The sequence below is a fragment of the Rhodococcus sp. 14-2470-1b genome (assembly GCF_002259415.1).
Lineage (GTDB): Bacteria > Actinomycetota > Actinomycetes > Mycobacteriales > Mycobacteriaceae > Rhodococcoides.
Genome location: NZ_NPFY01000026.1, coordinates 25,632 through 42,968, shown reverse-complemented (window position 1 = coordinate 42,968; position 17,337 = coordinate 25,632). Strand labels below are relative to the sequence as shown.

At 65.9% G+C, this 17,337-nt stretch carries 10 protein-coding genes and 2 tRNA genes; 5 read left to right on the top strand and 7 right to left on the bottom strand.

Features of this window, described 5'->3' with window-relative positions:
* Positions 1-172 precede the first annotated feature (172 nt).
* Positions 173-246, bottom strand: a tRNA-Lys gene (locus CH293_RS19485).
* Between the two features lie 89 nt (positions 247-335).
* On the bottom strand, positions 336-557 hold the full coding sequence (locus CH293_RS19480; protein WP_020113319.1) for a DUF3618 domain-containing protein: 222 nt from the start codon (positions 555-557) through the stop codon (positions 336-338).
* Positions 558-647: 90 nt separating this feature from the next.
* Here CH293_RS19480 and bcp point away from each other — a divergent pair, with 90 nt between their 5' ends.
* Positions 648-1,121, top strand: coding sequence for a thioredoxin-dependent thiol peroxidase (gene bcp / locus CH293_RS19475; RefSeq protein WP_020113320.1), 474 nt, complete (start codon positions 648-650; stop codon positions 1,119-1,121).
* On the opposite strand, the gene CH293_RS19470 is transcribed toward bcp, so the two are convergent.
* Complete coding sequence (locus tag CH293_RS19470; protein ID WP_094721213.1) at positions 1,110-2,456, bottom strand: dipeptidase; 1,347 nt, start codon at positions 2,454-2,456, stop codon at positions 1,110-1,112. The two genes, bcp and CH293_RS19470, sit on opposite strands and share 12 nt — an antisense overlap.
* Before the next feature lie 60 nt (positions 2,457-2,516).
* The gene (locus CH293_RS19465) at positions 2,517-3,887 is read right to left on the bottom strand and encodes a hypothetical protein (protein ID WP_094721212.1); all 1,371 of its coding nucleotides are present in this window, start codon (positions 3,885-3,887) and stop codon (positions 2,517-2,519) included.
* Between the two features lie 307 nt (positions 3,888-4,194).
* Between CH293_RS19465 and CH293_RS19460 the strand changes: the two genes are divergently transcribed.
* The gene (locus tag CH293_RS19460; protein WP_026347762.1) at positions 4,195-4,902 is read left to right on the top strand and encodes a TetR/AcrR family transcriptional regulator; all 708 of its coding nucleotides are present in this window, start codon (positions 4,195-4,197) and stop codon (positions 4,900-4,902) included.
* Positions 4,903-5,039: 137 nt separating this feature from the next.
* Here CH293_RS19460 and CH293_RS19455 read toward each other — a convergent pair whose 3' ends face one another.
* Both CH293_RS19455 and CH293_RS19450 read right to left on the bottom strand, forming a co-directional pair.
* The gene (locus CH293_RS19455) at positions 5,040-5,432 is read right to left on the bottom strand and encodes a holo-ACP synthase (RefSeq protein WP_019664957.1); all 393 of its coding nucleotides are present in this window, start codon (positions 5,430-5,432) and stop codon (positions 5,040-5,042) included.
* 2 nt (positions 5,433-5,434) lie between these two features.
* Positions 5,435-14,719, bottom strand: coding sequence for a type I polyketide synthase (locus tag CH293_RS19450; RefSeq protein ID WP_094721211.1), 9,285 nt, complete (start codon positions 14,717-14,719; stop codon positions 5,435-5,437).
* 420 nt (positions 14,720-15,139) lie between these two features.
* Here CH293_RS19450 and CH293_RS19445 point away from each other — a divergent pair, with 420 nt between their 5' ends.
* Positions 15,140-15,889 (top strand): hypothetical protein, encoded by a 750-nt coding sequence (locus CH293_RS19445; protein WP_094721210.1) that lies wholly within the window; start codon positions 15,140-15,142, stop codon positions 15,887-15,889.
* Here CH293_RS19445 and CH293_RS19440 read toward each other — a convergent pair.
* Entirely contained in the window at positions 15,886-16,644 is a 759-nt protein-coding gene (locus CH293_RS19440; RefSeq protein ID WP_094721209.1) for a TetR/AcrR family transcriptional regulator, read from the bottom strand. The two genes, CH293_RS19445 and CH293_RS19440, sit on opposite strands and share 4 nt — an antisense overlap.
* Positions 16,645-16,786: 142 nt before the next feature.
* On the opposite strand from CH293_RS19440, the gene CH293_RS19435 reads away from it, so the two are divergent.
* Both CH293_RS19435 and CH293_RS19430 read left to right on the top strand, forming a co-directional pair.
* Positions 16,787-16,871: transfer RNA gene (locus tag CH293_RS19435), tRNA-Leu, on the top strand.
* Between the two features lie 67 nt (positions 16,872-16,938).
* A complete protein-coding gene (locus CH293_RS19430) occupies positions 16,939-17,328 on the top strand; it encodes a glucitol operon activator (RefSeq protein WP_037106877.1) in 390 nt (129 codons plus the stop codon).
* The last annotated feature ends 9 nt before the right edge of the window (positions 17,329-17,337 follow it).

Genomic DNA, 17,337 nt, shown 5'->3' with positions numbered 1-17,337 from the left:
CCTGACTCCCAGTATTTGCAATTGGGAGTCAAATCTCCGAAATGCCCTACGCCGCTTGAAAACCCGCAGGTCAGAAAGTTGCCCATCTTTGCGATGCTAGCCGACGCACAGAATACCCGGACAACAAAAAGTGCCCCTGAACAGCGAATATGCTGTTCAGGGGCACTTGTCGTGCGCCATCAGGGACTCGAACCCCGGACCCGCTGATTAAGAGTCAGCTGCTCTAACCAACTGAGCTAATGGCGCCGATCCGCACCGCGTGTTCTCTGCGGTGCGGGAGAAACATTAACAGGAGAAACTGCCAGTTGTGAAATCGCCTGGTCAGAGGGCCTGTGTCAGCTGAAGATCTTGCGCACGACGAGTACGGCGACTACTGCGCCGACACCGATGAGCGTGAACTTCACCGGCGGCTCGTTCAGCTTGGCAACGATGCTCTGCTTGGTGTTCTCTGCGATTCGCTTGGGGCTGGCCCGCACGCTGAGCTCGTCCAGGGTGCTGGCGAGCTGGTTCCGAGCTGCCTCGATCTCGCGCTCGATTCTGTCGGTGTCCCTGGCCACGTGTCCTCCAACTTGTTGCAAATCCTGGCTGTCACTGTCGAGCCTAAAGCACTGCGTGTCTTGGACCGGCTCGGTGGTTAGTCTCGTCTGGTGACCGACACCAAGAAGCTCGAGGCCGGCGACCCGGCGCCCGCGTTCACTTTGCCCGATGCAGACGGTAACGACGTCTCCCTCGCGGACTACGCGGGCAAGAAAGTCATCGTCTACTTCTACCCCGCTGCCAGTACGCCGGGCTGCACCAAGCAGGCCTGCGACTTCCGTGACAGCCTCACCGAACTCAACGGCGAAGGCCTCGAAGTCATCGGCATCTCCCCGGACAAGCCCGCGAAGCTCGCCAAGTTCCGAGACAAGGAAGGCCTGAACTTCCCGCTACTGTCCGACGAGGAGAAGACGACGCTGAAGGCGTGGGGCGCCTTCGGTGAGAAGAAGAACTACGGCAAGGTCTACGAAGGCGTCATCCGCTCGACGTTCCTGGTCGACGAGGACGGCAAGATCGAGGTTGCTCAGTACAACGTTCGAGCCACCGGCCACGTCGCCAAGCTCCGCCGCGACCTATCGGTCTGACGCACCCAACTTCTGCAGGAACAGAGCCTCGGCCCCCGCGAGATTTTCGATCTCCCGGGGGTCGACGCTTTCGTTCGGCGCGTGGATTCTCGCCAGCGGCTCCTCCACTCCCATCAGAATGATCTCGGCCTTCGGAAACGTTTCTGCGAGAACGTTGCACAGCGGAATGGATCCGCCCTGTCCCGCTGCAGCCACCGGCTGACCGAACGCCTCGGCCAATGCATCGCCCAGCGCTGCATATCCCGGACCGTCGGTCCTCGCCTCGAACGGCGATCCCACTGCCTCGGGTTCGACGGTGATCCGCGCGTTCCAGGGCACGTGAGCTTTCAGATGAGCGGTCAGTGCATCCTGCGCCTGCTGCGCATCGATTCCGGGCGGCACACGCAGATTCAGGCGGGCTGACGCCGTCGGCGAGATTGCCGCCGCCGACCCGACAACCGGCGGGCAATCGATTCCCAACACCGTGAGCGCCGGCCGAGCCCACACCGCGTCGGCGACCGACGACGAGCCCGCCAGCCCCACACCGTCGAGCACCCCGGCGTCGGCGCGGAACCGACCTGCTTCGTAGGCGATGCCGTCCCACGTCTGGTCCGTCGTCAACCCATCGACGACGGTGTTGCCGTGCGCGTCACGCAACGTGGACAAAAGTTGAATGAGGGCGGCCAAGGCGTCGGGCGCCGGTCCCCCGTACATCCCGGAATGGACTTCGCCCTCGAGCGTGTCGATACGCACGACGACGTTCGCGATCCCGCGGAGTGTCGTCGTCACCGTCGGTTGTCCGACGGCGGCGTTGCCGGTGTCCGCCACGACGATGATGTCCGACGCGAACAGCTCGGGCCGTTCGAGGACCAGATGCTCCAGTCCCCCGGTCCCCATTTCCTCGGAACCCTCGGAGACGACGGTGATCCCGACGCCCAGTTCGTCGCCCAACGCCCGTAGCGCGAGCAGATGCATCACGACGTTGCCCTTGCAGTCCGCCGCACCGCGGCCGTACCAGCGGCCGTCACGCTCGGTCAGCTCGAAAGGCGCACTGGACCAGAGCTTGTCGTCACCGGGAGGCTGAACGTCGTAGTGCGAGTACAGCAGAACGGTCGGCGCACCTTCGGGAGCAGCGCGGTGCCCGACGACCGCGAGCGAGCCGTCGACGGTCTCGATCAGCTCCGCGGTCTCGAGCCCGGCGTCGACGAACGCGTCGCGCACCCACTCCGCCGCTCCGACGCATTCTTCGCGAGGAAACTGGCGCTCGTCGGCGACCGACCGAAACTTGACCAGCTCCGCGAGTTCGCGCCACGCGCGCGGCATGTCCGCAGCGATCCGTGCTCGTACATCCGACATCAGGACTCCTGACAGCTCGACCGATTCTCTCCGGTCATTCTGTCACCGCGGCCCGACACGTCAGTTGCCGGTGATCTCCTGCTGCAACCACTCTGCGGTGTGCGCCCAGTGGCGATCCCATGCTTCCTGCTCGAGCTGCTCCTGAGACTTGCCGGGCTCGGGAACGATCGTCGGAACAGCGAACTCCGGCGGCGCGACCGTCGTCTTCGGCACCACTGCCGCTGCGGGCGGAATCGCTGCTGCGGGAATCGGAGTGAGCGCCTCGGCGGGCACTGCTGCGCCCGTCGTCGGATCGATCGTCCACTGCTGAGTCGTCGGATCCACCACGATCGGTTGTTGCGTGACCGGATCGATGACAACCGGGGCCGGAGCCGGCACCGCAGGCGGCGCAGGCGGCGTCACCTCGACGGACTGCGTTGCGCCGACCAAGCTGGTGTCGAGGCCGTCGACCTCGGGAACCGTCGCAGGACTCGCCTCATTGGCGACAGGCGCGTTCGCGGGCAGCGTCGACGCCAGCGCGACACCACCGGACAGCACTCCGGCCAGAAGAGCGGCCGTCAGCACGAACTTCTTTCGCGGAATGGACCCCGTCGACGAGGACGCGGGTTCGATCCGCCGCACCGCGACGTTCGGAGCAACAGCCGACAGCAGCGGAGCCGGGGCAACGGTGGATCGAACGGCGACGCGCTCGGCCTGAACGGCGATATCGGCGGGTGCCTCGGCGGTGGTCTCGGCGACGGACTCAGGGGTCTCCGACGCCTCGGAGTCGACTGCGAGCGAGGCTTCGGGCTCCACGACCACCGGGAGCACCGCGTCGGCGTCGCCCGCGACAGCAAGGCTCGCGCCACACGCGGCGATCTGATCCGAGTCGCCGACGTGCACCACCGGGACTCCGAGGCCCAGGCTCAGGATGTCGACGAGATCCTTGTTCTCGGACCGATCACCGAACAGCGCGACGGCGTCGGGCTTACGGCCCGCCTCGTCGAGCACCTCCCATGCCAGCGGGACGGTGCTGCCGATGCGCTCGGGCGTCAGAGAATCAAGGGTTGCAGTCTTCGGCGTGGACAGGCTGGCGTCGGAGGCATCGGCCAGAGAGATCGACACACCCTTCGCACCGAGGTAGTAGAGGAGCACGCACTGGGCGGCGTCGAACTCCGACGACCGTGCAAGCCAACCGAGAAATGCGGTCGACGCCGACACGAGCTGGATTCCGTCGAGGTCGTTCTCATCGATCGCACGGGCGAACGCGTCACGTTCGTCGGCGGATCCGTAGACCAACCCCACGGCATCGACGTCGATCTGCCGTCGTGCGGCGACAGCCTTCATCGCCTCCACTGCGGTGGGCAGCGAGGTCGATGCACCGCCCTTCAGCGAGGTCACCTGGCTCGCTACAACCGCGTCCGCTTCGATATCGAAGAGGACAGCATTCATCGCACCTGACTCGACTGAAAGACCAATGGTCGCCACGTATGTTCTCCTGTGCCTTTGGGTGAGGCTCCCGACATGAGCGCCCCCGATACGCGATCGGCGACGCACACCCTGCACGAAAACGTAACTATTGGTGTGAACCATACCCAACGATTGTTTTCTTGACCAGAAAACAACCTATTACCTGTCACAAGCCGATTACAAGGGGGCATGTTGCGGTTGACAACCAGATCGCCGACCAACGGTGTCCGTCGATACCTGTTACCGCGCGTTGTGGAGTTCAGGCACGTCAGGCCGCTAGCCTGGGTGGGTGGAGTCCTCTGCTAGCGCCCAAACCGCGAGACGTCTCGACGCTGCGCTCGAATCGAACGCACAGACGCAGGAGCTGATGCCACGTCGTCGCCCCACGCAGGAACGCAGTCAACGCAAGTTCGACGCCCTGCTGGCCGCATCCAGGGATCTCCTCAGCGACGTCGGATTCGAGTCCTTCACCTGCGAGGAAGTAGCGGCCCGGGCCGAACTGCCCATCGGCACGCTCTACCAGTTCTTCGCCAACAAGTACGTCATCGTCTGCGAGCTGAACAGGCAGGACCTCGTCGGCGTACAGCAGGAGCTCGCGGAGTTCAACGGCGAAGTTCCCTCCCTCGACTGGCTCCGATTCCTCAACAAGTTCGTCGACCACATGGCCGGCATGTGGATGTCGGACCCGTCGCGACGCGAAGTCTGGCTGGCCATGCAATCGACACCGTCGACCCGCGCCACCGGCGTCATCCACGAACGCGAATTCGCCGACCAGGTCGCCAAGATGCTCGGACCACTGACCCCGCGCACTCCCCGAGCCAAACGCAACCTCATGGCCCAGGTTCTGGTGCACGTCGTCTACTCGATGCTCAACTTCTCCGTCCAGGACGGCCAGAGCCACGAGGACGCCGTCGCCGAACTCAAACAAATCATGACGGCCTACCTCCTCGTCGCCGAGAAACAATCCCGGCGCTCCGGCGCTGCCGCCGTCGACTGACCCCCTGTTTTCGGGACCGAACGTGACGTTCGGTCACTTGGAGTGACCGAACGGTTCATTCGGTCACCACGAAGGAGGCCCAGACGCCGAAACGCCGGCCCATCGGAGATGGACCGGCGTCGGGCTGAACTACTGACTCATTCCTCCAGAATTGCCACGGCAGCGGCGATGTCGCCGTCGTGGGTCAGGGAGAGGTGGATCTTCACTGTCGGCAGGAATTCGAGCGCCATGCCGTGCAGTTTGATCGAAGGTCGACCCCAGGCGTCGTTGACGACTTCGATCAAGGGGTACGGGTTGTCTCCGATCTGCGGGGGCCGAGCGAAGCGCGAGGTTGCCCAGGCCTTCAGTACGGCTTCCTTGGCGGCCCACCGTGCTGCGTAGTGGCGGGCCGGGTCGGAACTCTTCGTCGCCGCGTGCCGACGCTCACCCGCGGTGAAGCTGTCGCGGATCATCGTCGTGCCTGCCTTCTCCATCTGCTCGGCGAAGTCGGACACGGTCACCAGGTCGAAACCTACTCCCAGGATTGCCATTTCTACTTGCACCCCGGCAGACCCGAGCGGTAGACGTCGTCGTCGCCGAGACGTGCGTCGTCGGTGAGCAGGACGTCGGCTTCGAGCTCGCGGGACTGGGCCGACGGTGTTCCGTCGTGCCCGAGTCTGCGGTCGTCGGGACGCTCGTACAGGGCGTCGCCTCCGACCATCGCGGAGATGAGCCTGCGCTGACCGGCGATACGACGCTCGTTGGATCGAGCGACGTACTCGTCGCGGCGCTCCGCCGGAACGGCCTCGATGAACGCCTGCGGGTGAACCACTGCGATCAGCCCGGACACGTGTCCGAAGCCGAGCGAGGTCAGCAGTCCGGCCTTCAGCGGCACCGAGTCACCGAAGCGAAGCGGTTCACGTGCCCAGACGAGGTGTTCGAACTTCGTCATCTTGTCGTCGACGCAGTCGAGGCTGCGGTTCGGCGGGATGACACCGTTCGCCAGGACCTGGCACAGACCGATCAGCTGGAACGCTGCGGCTCCACCCTTCGAGTGTCCGGTGAGGCTCTTCTGCGAGACGACGAACAGCGGCGCTCCGTCGCTGCGGCCGATGGCCTTGGCGAGGCGGGTGTGCAGCTCCGCCTCGTTCGGGTCGTTGGCCGCCGTCGAGGTGTCGTGCTTGGAGATCACGGCGACCTCGTCGGCAGTGACACCGAGTGCGTTCAGAGACAACGCGAACGTCGAATCCTTGCCGCCGCGACCGGCACTGAGCGCACCGAGCCCCGGAGCCGGGATGGAGGTGTGCACACCGTCGCCGAACGACTGTGCGTACGCGACCACACCGAGAACGGGCAAGCCCATCTCGAGCGCCAGGTCACCGCGAGCCAGCAGGATGGTTCCGCCGCCCTGCGACTCGACGAATCCGCCGCGCCTGCGGTCGTTGGCCCGCGAGAACCGTCGATCGCTGATTCCCTTGGCCGACATCGCTGCCGAGTCCGCGGTGGCCGACATGTCGCCGAAGCCGATGATGCCTTCGGTGCTCAGGTCGTCGAAGCCGCCGGCCACGACGAGCTGCGCCTTGCCCAGCTTGATCTTGTCGACGCCTTCCTCGACGGAGACCGCCGCGGTGGCGCAGGCTGCGACGGGGTGAACCATCGCACCGTAGCTACCGACGTACGACTGAACCACGTGCGCCGCAACGACGTTCGGCAGTGCTTCCTGCAAGATGTCGTTCGCACGAGCGTCGCCGAGCAGCGTGTCGATGTACAGCGAGCGCATCGACTCCATGCCGCCCATACCGGTGCCCTGAGTGTTGGCGACCAGCGTCGGGTGGGTCCACCGCATCAGTTCCGACGGGTTGAAGCCCGAGGAGATGAACGCGTCGACCGTGCAGACGATGTTCCACAGGGCAACTCGATCGATCGAGCTGGCCATGTCGGCCGAGATTCCCCACTTGGTGGGATCGAATCCGGTCGGAATCTGTCCACCCACGGTGCGGGTGAGCTTCATCTTCCGCGGAACGCGAATCTCGGTGCCGGCCTTGCGCGTCACCTGCCAGTCGCTCGAGTCGGCGACGGGCGTGATCAGCGTGTGCTCCGGATCGGCAGCGGCGAACGACCGTGCGTCGAGCTCGGTTCCCACGACGAACGTGAGGTCGTTGTCGAGGAAGATCGACGTCATCAGCGGTGCGGTGTTACCGACCATCGCGCCGTCGTCACCGTAGGTACGGATACCGCACTTCTCGACGACGATGTCGTGGTACTTGTCGGCGATGTCCTCCTCGGGGACGAAATCTCCGGACTCGATGTCGTACCAGCCGGGCTTGGGATCGTTCTCCCACGCGATGAGGCCGGTGTTCCACGCGAGTTCGAGAACGCCTGCCGCGGAAAGCTGCTCGTCGACCTCCATCTCGAAGCGGGTGCGGGCCGAGCCGTACGGTCCGAGCTCACCGGCGCCGACGATGACGACCAGGTCCTTCGGGTCGACGTCGAGCGCGGGCCATGCCGGAGCAGTCGTCGCGGAGAGACGCGGCGGTGCGGGCAGTGCGGCGATGACCGAGCTGTCGGCTTCCTCCGTGACCTTGTCCGACGCAGCGGCTGCCGCCTCACGAGCGAGCTCGACGAGGTTGAGCTTGGTGTTGGCCAACCCACCGGTGAGGTCCGCGAGCAGCGGAGCCTCCGCGGCCCGACGACGTGCCGACGGCTCGCTGAGCTTCAGCAGCTCGGTGGCCATCTCGTCGGTCGACCAGGTACGGACGCCTTCGGCCTCGACGGCTTCGACGATCGGATCGTTTCCGCCCATGAGGCCGGTTCCACGAACCCACCCGATATGAGCGTGGGCGATGGACACGCGCTCGGCCCAGTTCTTCTCCGATCCCCACTTCGCCGCGATGGCGTCGAGCGCGGCCTTCGACTCGCCGTACGCGCCGTCGCCACCGAACATTCCGCGGTTCGGGGAACCGGGCAGCACGACGTGCAGGTGAGTGTCGATGTCGCTGTCGTAGCCGATCTTCGACAGTCCACCGATGAGACGTTCGACCGACCACAGGAGCACACGCATCTCCATCTCGGCGCGGCCGCCGGCGTCGGTGAGTTCCCCGACGACGCGAGGTGCGGCGAACGGGAACAGCAGCGTCGGTGTGATGCCTGCCTTGACCAGGGTCTTCGCTCCACCGGCGTTGTCGACCTGATCGCTGCCGATCCACTCGATGAGCGCGTCGACGTCGGTGTACGACGCGATGTTCGCGGGCACGACCCACAGCGTCGCTCCGGCGCGAGCGTTGTCGCGGTAGAGGGCGCGGTAGAAGCCGAGGCGCTCGTCGTCCAGACGTGAGGTGGTGACGAAGACCGTCGCTCCCCCGCCGAGCAGCTTGGCTGCGACGGATGCCGCGATGGATCCCTTGCTGCCTCCGGTGATCACTGCGACCTCGTCGGACCAGACGCCCTTCTCCTCGGAGTCGAGCGCGATCGTCGCGATGCGGCCGTAGGTCTCGGCGAGAACAGCCTTCGCTTCGTTCTCCGCCTTGGCCTTCCACCACTGTGCCTGTGCAGCAACAGCTTTTCCTGCGCCGGCAAAGGACTCCACGGCAAGCTCACCTGCAGTACCGAGCCACAGACGGGCCAGGTCCTCACGGGCGGTTGCCCAACGGTCGTCAATCAGCACCGCTCGGCGAGCGTCGAACGCCGGTGCGACGAGTCGAGGCCAGTCCGAACCGAGCTCTGCGGCAACCAGATCCACCAGAGCGGCGTCCGGGTTCTCCTCCGCGAGCGCGTTCGGTGCATCGGTGAGACCGAGCTGTTCTAGTACGAGGCGGGCTGCCGAGGCAAGCACACCGTCGCGTCCGGTGATGTGCTCGGTGAACTCGCCCAGTGCTGCTGCGTCGACGGTTCCGCCGCCTCCGCCGCCAGCGGCAGGCAGTGACACCGCGACTCCGCGACGTGCCGCCACCGAAGCGACTGCGGCGTCGATGACCGCGTCGACGGCACCGCCGTCGGCGAGAGGTCCGTCAGCAAGTCCGCCGAGCGCTCCGCCGCGAACCGAAGCGCCGTCACGGGTGCCGAGGGCGACCTCGGCGGTGACGTGGTTGGCCCAGCCGTCGCCCAGTTCCCAGGTCTTCTTGACGCGGTCCGCGATGGACGCGGGGCGTCGTCCCGAGGGACCGAAGACCTTGCGCAGGTGGTCGTTGATCGAGTCGCTCAGCACGGGGCCGAACGGCTTGTAGGTACGGGCCAGCTTGTTGACCGTGCCGGAGAGCGCACCCATGTCGGCATCGGCGGCACCGTCGATGGCACCGAGCGACAGCTCCGAACCGAGGTCGACGAGCAGCTGGTTACGACGCGAGGAGACGCCGTCGCACAGTGCCTCGATGGTGTCGGCGGGGCCGATCTGATCGAGCTGCAGCTTGGTCCACAGACCGATGAGAATCTTGGTGGCATCCGCTGCACTGAAACCGATGTCGTCGGGCCGCGGGCCACCGGACGGCGCCGCAGCGGGTGCGGCGGCCGGAGCTGCGGCTGCCGCAGTCGGAGCAGCAGGCGCTGCCGTCTCGGCAGGTGCCTCCTCTTCCTCCACCGGAGCGGGGTCGGTGTCCGTGCCGTAGACGATTGCAGCTTCGCGCTCGACATTGAGGACCTCGACGGGGAATCCGAAGCGGCCCGGCAACTTCAGCGTCTGCGACGCGAGGTTGGCGACGGTCGGTGTTGCGCTCAGCCCGATCTCGACGAAACGCTCGACGCCCAGTCCGCCGTCGGCCTCGTCGGCGAACAGCAGGTCCTGCGTCTCGATCCAGCGAACGGGGCTGGCGAACTGCCACGCGAGCAGCTCGGTGAGCACCACGCGGCACAGATCGTGCGAACGCTCGGCCCAGGAATCGAAGTCCGCGAGGACGTCGTTCAACGGCTCGGACGGTACGAGGTCTGCGATCTCCTGGATGAACGAGCGTTCGAGGCTGAACGGCCTCGGCACCAGGTTCGGCACGTAGCGGCCGATCAGGATCTCCGGGTCGAGATCCTCGGGCAGCAACGCCTGCAAGCGATTACGGAAGTCGTCGACTCCCCCGCGCAGCACCGTCGAGTGGAACGGCACGTCGATGCCGGGAACCATGATGTAGGCGGCCTTGCCACCGAATTCCTCACGGCGCACGGCGATCTTCTTCTCCAGCGCGTTCAATCCGTCGACCGTGCCGGCGATCGCGTACTGCGAGCCGCGCAGGTTGAGGTTGACGATCTGGAGGAATTCGCCTGTCTCCTCGGCCACACCGGCCACGAACGCCTGAACGTCGTCGTCGGCCAGACCGATCTGCGACGGACGGATGGCGGCCATGCGGTAGTTGCTTCGTCCCGCCGCATCGCGAGGAACGAGTGCATGCATGGCGGAGCCACGCTGGAAGACGACCTCGAGGACGGCTTCGAGCGGGAGAACGCCGGCGACGGCGGCGAGAGCGTTGTACTCACCGACCGAGTGCCCGGCGAGGATCGAGTTCTCCACGAACACACCGGCTTCACGAAGTTCGGCAACCTGTGCAACACCGAGGACCGCCATGGCGACCTGGGTGAACTGCGTCAGGTGCAGGACACCGTCGGGGTGCTTGTGCGTGACGCCGCGGGCCTTGAGAGACGTCGGGTTGTCCCGCACCACAGCGAGAATCGAGAATCCGAGTGCCTGACGGGTGTGCTTGTCGGCACGCTCCCAGACCTCACGTGCGGCCTTGGACCGAGCGCGAGCGTCGAGACCCATGCCCTGACGCTGGATGCCCTGGCCGGGGAACGCGTAGACCGTCTTCGGTGCTGCCGTACGAGCGGTCGCGACCATGACGAGCTCGCCGTCGACGCGGCAGCCGACCTCGATGAGCTCGGCGCCCTGATCGAATCCGGTGCGGTCGACCCGCACGTCGATTTCGGCGCCGGGGCGCACCATTCCGAGGAACCGTGCAGTCCATGCGGTCAAGCGACGCGGCGGGGTCTTGGTGTCTGCGTAGTCGATCGCGGTGACAGCTTGCTGGGCGGCAGCGGAGAGCCACATGCCGTGCACGATCGGGCTGCCGAGGCCGGCGAGAAGTGCCGCCGGATCGGAGGTGTGAATCGGATTGTGATCGCCCGAAACCTGAGCGAACGCAGCCATGTTGCGTGGTGCGACGATCGTGGCCTGACGACGACGGCGACGCGGAGTGTCCTTGGCGTCGGCCGAGACCGAACCGCCGGCACGAGCCGGGTCGGACAGCTCGCCCTTGCCGGTGCGTCCGCGAATCGCGAAGCGCTCCACCAGAGTCGCGACGGCCGGTGCTTCGGTACCTTCGCCGAGCGCAGCGCCGATCTCGACGGTGACCTCGACGACTCGGCCGAGGTCGGTGTCGAGCACCTCTCCGGCTTCGGCCTTGACGACGAGGATCGACGGGTCGGTGGGGAGCGTTCCGACGAGATTGACCGAGTGGTCGAGGTGGACCAGGTCGAGCATTCCCTCGATCACGTCTGTTCCAGACGCGGTGCGCGTGGCACCGAGAACGGCGAATACGGCAGGCCAGCATGCGCCGACGAGCACGTCGGGCACAGCCTTTCCGCTGACGGTCAGCGACTCGGGCAGACCGGAACCGGTGACGCCTGCGTGATCGGCGACCATGTCCGGAATCCAGGCGAGGCTGATGCGAGCGGCACCGCCCTTGACCTTCGGGAGTTCCTGGCCTGCCGCCACTCCGAGGAGCGCGGACATGGCCTTCTGCGCGTCCTCGGCGGTGACGACGGGTGCGCCTCCGTCGATCGTCGATGCGGGAACCGTCAGGCGGATCCGAACCTCTTTACCGGGCGCGAGAGGAACCGTCAGCTCGACGTGCTCCGAGTCCTGCACTGTAAGAGTCGATCCGGTCTGTGGATGGGTTGCGACAGACTCGGAGTCGACGACCCATTCTGTGACGTCACCGAGACGTGCGACGGGGTTCTGCGTGGTCCGCGACGCCCAGTTGACGTCCGGCGCTGCGAGAACGATTCCGAGGAGGCCTGGGGCGACGTCGGAGTTACGACGGCTCGACACTGATTCGGCAGCGATGCCGTCGGCGAGGAGCTCGTCGGCGGTCGCCTTCTCGAAGCGATCGAGAAGTTCTCCGACAGGCTCGTCGACGCGGGTGATGCCGGCAACGGCGACCGTGCCGGGAATGATGCAGACCTGGTCGGCGGAGTACCGAGCATCGTGTGCCTGCCACAGAGAGTCGCTGCGCCACCAGCGTCGAACGTCACCGTCGACGACGGGAACGAAGTTGACCGGCTTGCCGGGCATCCGGCACAGCGCGGTGAAGAACGTGATGTCGGCGGGATGCAGTACCACCTCGGACGCGTCGGGGAACTGCGCGACGAGCGAGCGAAGCGCGGCCCGCGGGCGTTCGAGGGTGTCGACGTCGGCGAACAGCGTCGGGATGGGGCCGCGATCGACCGGGTGCAGACGAGCTTCGGCGCGCTGCAACATCTCGAGGAAGCGAGTACGCCAGGTGACGTCGAGCCACACGGATTCACGTGCCTCGGAGACTGCGTCGGTGAACTCACCGCCGCAATCGAACTCCTTGTGGACGTCCGCGCCGACGGCCAAGTCCAGGTAACGGGTCAGCCACTGCAGGTACGTCATATCCGCGACGTCACCGAAGTACGGCTTCGCGGTGCCGTCGAGGGCGGCGATGATCTCGTCGCGACGCTTCGCAACGGCGTCGGAGTCTCCGGCTACGTCGTCGAGCAGACGGCCGCAGCGCGAGGCCGCGTTGTCGATCTCGTGAATATCGGCACCGAGCTGGCTTCGGCCCGAGGCCATTCCGCCGCCCGCGGTGCCTGCACCGACCCAGTCGGGAGTGCCGGGGGTCTCGGCGAGAAGCCGCTTGACGTCGGCCGACGTCGTGGCTTCGAGTGTCGCCATCGCTGCGGTTCCGACCAGGATGCCGTCGAGCGGCATCTTCGGGTAACCCGCTGCGAGCGACCAACGTCCGGTGAGGTATTCGGCCGCCTTCTCAGGCGTACCGATGCCGCCGCCGACGCAGATGACGAGGTTCGGCCGTGCGCGGAGCTCGGCGTAGGTGGAGAGAAGAAGATCGTCGAGGTCTTCCCACGAGTGGTGGCCACCTGCACGGCCGCCCTCGATGTGGGCGATGACGGGGAACGTCGGGACTTCGCTGGCGATGCGGATGACCGCGCGGATCTGCGCGACGGTTCCCGGCTTGAACGCGACGTAACTGAAGCCGGCCTCGACCAGGTCCTCGATGATCGTGACGGCTTCGTCGAGCTCGGGAATACCTGCGGTGACGACGACACCGTCGAACGCGGCGCCTGCTGCACGCGCACGCGGGACGAGACGCTTGCCACCCACGTGGAGCTTCCACAGGTACGGATCGAGGAACATCGAGTTGAACTGCACGGCGCGGCCCGGTTCGAGCAGCCCACCGAGCCTGTCGACGTGATCGGCGAAGATCTGTTCGGTGACCTGACCGCCGCCGGCGAGCTCGGCCCAGTGGCCTGCGTTGGCGGCAGCGGCGACGATCGCGGGGTCGACCGTCGTCGGCGTCATGCCGGCGAGCAGCATCGGCGAGCGCCCGGTGAGCTTGGTGAACGAGGTCTCGACGACGACGCGGCCGTTCGGCAACGTGACCGGCTTCGGCGCGAACTCGGACCACGACGGCTGCACCTCGGGTGCTGCGCCCGGGGTCAGCAGGTTGCGATGCCCACCGCGAGTGGAGGCGGCGATGATCCCGACGCCCTGGCCGCGCAGAGCGGGCACTGTCATCCGGGTGAGGATGTCGCTCGGTCCGAGGTCGAGGATCCAGTCGGCACCGGCGGCGATGACGCTGTCGATTTCCGCGACCCAGTCGACGGGATCGACGAGGATCCGCTGGGCCAGACTGCGTGCGACGTCGACGTCCAGGCCGGCGCGAGCCGCCCACGACGCGACGAGATCGACTGCATCGGCCAGTGCGGGGTGATGGAACCCGACCTCGACCGACAGGAGTTCGAAGACCGGCGAGAACACAGCGCCGCCGCGCTTCTTCGCGTCGCGCTCCCGCTCTTCCTGCGCGGCGATCTGCTCGGCGCGTTCCTGAACGCGCGCGAGCTGCGCGGGAGGACCTGCCAGGACGACGCGTCGGCGGCCGTTGCGGATGGCCAGCACTGCGGAACGCTCGGGAGCACCGTCGACGGCGAGTTCGTCGACGATCGCCTGGAGACGCTCGGGTTCGACGTTGGACACGGACACCATGGGTGCGCGGTCGGCAGCGCCGAGGATGCCGCGACGACGGCCGACGAGGCCTGCTGCGGCGCCGATGAGCTGCGCGACGGCCAGAAGGCGTGCATCCTCGCGGCCTGCGGACTTGACCGACTCCGCGGCGATGAGGCCCTGTGAGTGACCGACGACGGCCACCGGTGCGGCGTCCTCCGGGTCCAGTCCCTGCAGCTTCAGCGCGCGGAGTGCCGCGACCTGCGTGAGAAAGACACCGGGCAGAGACACTGCAGCGGACGTGAGAGCGGCCTCGGAGGGACCGAAGGAGCCTGCGCTCGAGGGGTCGTCGGCGAGATCCTGCTCGAGCATCCAGCCGATCGGGTCGAACCCTACGGAACGCACGACGAGCAAGTCGTCGGCGACCGGCGCCAGGATGGCCGCTGCTTCGTTGACCAAGTCGGTCAGCTCGGGCTCGAGCGCCGAGTCGCGAGCGAGTTCCTCGAGGGAACTGAGCCATGGCGATCCCTGGCCGCCGAACGCCAGAGCGTAGGGCTCACCGGCCGCAAAACGGTCTGCGAGGGTACGAGAACCGCCACCGCTCTGGGGAGATCTGCCCTTGCCCTGTCCGTGTGATGGTGTGCTCTCGTTGATCGTCAAGTGCTCTGATTCCTCTCGTGAGCAACTCCGGGGGGCCAGGGCTGCTTCGTTCGTTGGCATTCGTCGTCGGTGCCGTAGGAGCGGAATCGAGGAGCGCATCCGTCGTTGGCTTTCGACGTGGCTCTATCCGCGTGAGAACAAGGTTGACACAAAATCATGAGGAAATCCTCACGTTTCGTATGACGTCCTACTGCTACCCGCCAGTAAGCAGCTGAACTGCAGTTTTCATACCGATCGCCCAACTCGCGAGTAACAAACATCGGTGCAGGCAGCGCGCCGATATGCACCGAGAAAACATGAGGAAATCCTCATATCAATCGTTATCATTCCGTTATGTGAGCCTGGGCACACGCCTCGCTGCATCCGAAATTGTCGGAGCCGCCATGTACCTTCCCCGCCACGCAACCAACAGGGGGGTTCATGTATTCACCAGTTACACATATCCATTCACGCGGCACCGCCGACAGCCCTGTCGCGCGGGAAGCACTCGGCGAACACCGAGAAGAAGTCACTGCCCTCGTCGCCGCCATCGGCACGACGATGCACCGGGATGCGTCGCCGTTCTGGTTCCCGGGCTGGGAGGGTGAAATCGAGGCCGCTTTGCTCGACGCCGTGTTCGCAGCCCGGGCGAGTTACGGCGGAGAGGGCAGCGGAGTCCGTCGCGTCATCGCTCGGTGGCGTACGCACCGAGGCGACGGCCCGCTCGACGATCTCTCGTTCCTCGCGTCGTTCGTCGACAGAGTCGACGAACTGGACGAGCTGCTCGGCAACCGGCAGCGCGTGGCCGGAAACTCGACCACCAAGGCGGAGGCTGCCGCGAAGGCCGCCGCAACTCTGATCGGGGTCGGAGTCACCGGTTCGAAGGACCTCGTGGGCGCGGACGACGACGGCCACCGGCACCTGGCCCAGGCCGACGCTTTCACGTCCGTCACCGGCATAGGCTTCAAGACCTGGCGGAGCCTGGTGTACCTCGTCGGCGTTCGAGACTCCGAGGACTCGCTGCTCGTGCAGTTCGTGTCGAATGCCATCGGCGAACAGGTCGACGAGTGCGGAATGCTCGAGTTGACGACATGCGCCGCCGAAGAACTCGGTACGGATTCACAGACACTCCGACACGCCCTCTGGCGTGAACTCCGTCGCGCTTCGTCGTCGAAAAAGACTGCTGTCTAACCATTTTCGATCAGCACGGCCACACCGTCGAGAATTCTCTCGACACCGAAACGGTACTCGTGGACGGGATCGCTCGCAGCCTCGTAATGCGTCGCTGCGGCGGTCCCGACCCGCGACGACACCGCGTATCGGGATGGATCCATCACCGATTCCAGAACCGGAGCAGTCGCAGACCACCACTGTTCGTCCGTCATCCCGGAGTCCTCGCGCACACGGTCGACCTGAGCGAGCGCCCGTGCGCTACCCGCAACATGATCGAGCACCAACGTCAGCACCGAGTCCATCTGCACGTCCGTGAGACCGATACCGTCGAGCACCCGAAGCTCGGCCTCGTACTTGTCACTGACGTTGGGGCCCAATACTGCCCGACCACCCTGAGCATCGAGCATCCACCGATGCCGCCGAATCAGCTTCCAGTTCCGCTCGGCAACGAACCGCAGCCCGGAGCGCCAATCCCCTGATGACGCAGCCTCGTCGAGAGTCGAGTACAGGCCCTTCTGTGCCTGGTCGATCATCAGCTCCACCAGGTCATCTCGACCGGGGACGTGGGTGTACAGCGACATCGTCCCGACACCGAGCCGATCCGCGATCCTCCGCATCGACACCGCGTCGAGGCTCTCGGAATCGGCGATCGAGACCGCTGCGTCGACGATCGAGTCGATCGTCAGGCCTGTCCTGCTCTTCTTTTCGCCCACCCGCCACAGCAGGCCGAGTGTGCGTGCGGGATCGAACCCCGACTCGTTCTTTCCGGCCACCCGTCGAACAGTACGCTGTACGCCCTGGTTTCCCGGCCCTCGATCGCATGAGTGCGCCATCGGAGCGCCCAGACGGCATGAATGGCGCGGTCATGCGCTTGCGGGTACCCCAACCACCGCGTTGTAGACTTGCCGAGCACTCGCGCGAGTGGCGGAATTGGCAGACGCGCTGGATTTAGGTTCCAGTGTCTCAGGACGTGGGGGTTCAAGTCCCCCCTCGCGCACCAACATCTCCCGGTCGATCAGCAGATCCCTAACTACCTCCAGTAGTAGAGCCTCGGGTAACGTCGTGGTGTGGCAAAATCTCGCTCTCACCATCGACCGGCGCTCATAGCGCTGGTCCTCGTGTCAGCGGTCGCGTGCCTGGCCCTCGGATGGTGGCAGTGGGAACGCTTCGAATCCGTCGGTGGTGACGGCCAGAACCTCGGCTATGCGTTCCAGTGGCCCTTGTTCGCAGCGTTCGTGATCTACGCCTACCGCAAGTTCGTCCAGCTCGAAGGCGATGCAGAGGCCGCCGAGGACGAGGACCGCGTGGGACCCACCGAGGACGTCGTTCGCGAGATACCCGCGGACCTACTCCCCCAGCGCCCCACCTACACCGAGGATGACATCGACGACGTCGAGGCTCGGCAACTTCTCGAATACAACACCTATCTCGCCGAGCTGGACCGCTCCCGCGAGTGAAGACAGGAG

What these genes read in the sequence shown, in the direction of transcription:
- CH293_RS19470 (WP_094721213.1), bottom strand. Translation starts at nt 2,456, where the DNA reads ATGTCGGATGTACGAGCACGGATCGCTGCGGACATGCCGCGCGCGTGG.
- CH293_RS19465 (WP_094721212.1), bottom strand. Translation starts at nt 3,887, where the DNA reads ATGAATGCTGTCCTCTTCGATATCGAAGCGGACGCGGTTGTAGCGAGC.
- CH293_RS19455 (WP_019664957.1), bottom strand. Translation starts at nt 5,432, where the DNA reads ATGGCAATCCTGGGAGTAGGTTTCGACCTGGTGACCGTGTCCGACTTC.
- CH293_RS19445 (WP_094721210.1), top strand. Translation starts at nt 15,140, where the DNA reads ATGTATTCACCAGTTACACATATCCATTCACGCGGCACCGCCGACAGC.